Source organism: Streptomyces murinus (genome assembly GCF_002154555.1).
GTDB lineage: Bacteria > Actinomycetota > Actinomycetes > Streptomycetales > Streptomycetaceae > Streptomyces > Streptomyces murinus.
Window position 1 is genome coordinate 1 of sequence record NZ_MUNF01000610.1, and the last position, 1,630, is coordinate 1,630.

Here is a 1,630-nt window from a genome sequence, read left to right on the forward strand (position 1 = left end):
CCCGAGGTCCCGGCGCCCGGCCAGCTCATAGGCGACCGCGCCCTGTACGAGTGCCGCCGCCGCGAACAGCGCGAGCACCCACCAGCGTTCGCCCGCGAAGGCCCGCAGCTCCTCCAGCCAGCCGAGCGGAGAGAGCCAGGTCATGGCCGAGGAGCCGTCGGAGGACGCCGAGTCGCCCGCCGCGCGCAGCACGAACGCCGCGCCCAGCACCCCCGACGTCAGCCCCCGCGCGAGCCGCGCGCTCTCCGTCAGCTGGGCGACGATCGCCGCCATGGTCGCGAAGACCAGCCCGGTCCCGCCGACGCCGAGCCCGAACGCCACCGCCCCCGCGCCGCCCTGCGCGGCAAGACCCGCCGCGATCAGCACCGCGAGGACCGCGTTCGCGGCGGCCGCCGTCACCAGCGCGGCCGTCAGCGGGGCCCGCCGTCCGACCGCCCCGGCCGACACCATCTCCTGGCGCCCGCTCTCCTCCTCGTCCCGGGTGTGGCGCACGACGACCAGCAGGCTCAGCACCGCGGCGAGCGCACCGGCGTACACCCCGACCCGCCAGGCCGTGAGCGCGCCCAGCGAGTCGGCGAAGACCGGTCCGACCATGGCGCGCAGCGAGGTGTTCGCCGCCATCTGGTGCATCAGGCCGGCGCGGGCGGCGGGGGTGTCGTAGATCGACCGGAGGCCGGCGGGCATGGACAGCACCATCAGCGCGATCACCGCGATCCAGACCGGGATCAGCACCCGGTCCCGGCGCAGCGCGAGGCGCACCAGGGCGCCGGTACCGGCGAACGACCGGTCCCCGCCCGCCCGCAGGGACACAGCGGCCGCGCTCACACCGCCACCCCGTCCGGCTCCGCGTCGGCGTCCTGCGCGTAGTGCCGCAGGAAAAGCTCCTCCAGCGTCGGCGGTGTCGACGTCAGCGTCCGCACCCCGGCCTCGCCCAACACCCGGAGCAGCCCGTCGAGTTGATCGGTGTCCACCTGGAGCCGCACCCGCCGGCCCTGTACGTCGAGGTCGTGCACGCCCGGCAGCTCCGCCAACCCGCGCGGCTCGCCCATGAGTTCGGCGCTCACGCTGGTCCGGGTCAGATGCCGCAGCTCGGCCAGCGAACCGCTCTCCACCGTCCGCCCCTTGCGGATGATGCTGACCCGGTCGCACAGCTGCTCCACCTCGCCGAGGATGTGGGAGGAGAGCAGGACCGTACGGCCGCGCGCCCGCTCCTCCTCCACGCAGCGTCTGAAGACCTCCTCCATCAGGGGATCGAGGCCCGAGGTCGGCTCGTCCAGGATCAGCAGGTCCACGTCCGAGGCGAAGGCGGCGACCAGGGCGACCTTCTGCCGGTTGCCCTTGGAATAGGTGCGGCCCTTCTTCGTCGGGTCCAGCTCGAAGCGTTCGACCAGTTCGGCGCGCCGCCGGGGATCGAGCCCCCCGCGCAGCCGGCCGAACAGGTCGATGACCTCGCCGCCGGACAGATTGCGCCACAGGGTCACATCGCCGGGCACATAGGCGATCCGCCGGTGCACCTGCACCGCGTCCAGCCAGGGGTCGAGCTCCAGCACCCGCACGGCGCCCGCGTCCGCGCGCAGCAGCCCGAGCAGCACCCGGATGGCGGTCGACTTGCCCGCGCCGTTCGGCCCGA

1 protein-coding gene and 1 pseudogene are annotated in these 1,630 nt (G+C 74.5%); both read right to left on the bottom strand.

What is annotated here, in order from left to right; genetic code table 11:
- Positions 1 to 825, bottom strand: a pseudogene (locus tag CCN72_RS31155) (ABC transporter permease); the annotation flags it as partial.
- The coding region (locus tag CCN72_RS31160) for an ABC transporter ATP-binding protein (protein ID WP_086811441.1) at positions 822 to 1,630 on the bottom strand (809 nt) is incomplete at its 5' end. The pseudogene CCN72_RS31155 and the gene CCN72_RS31160, both read right to left, overlap by 4 nt.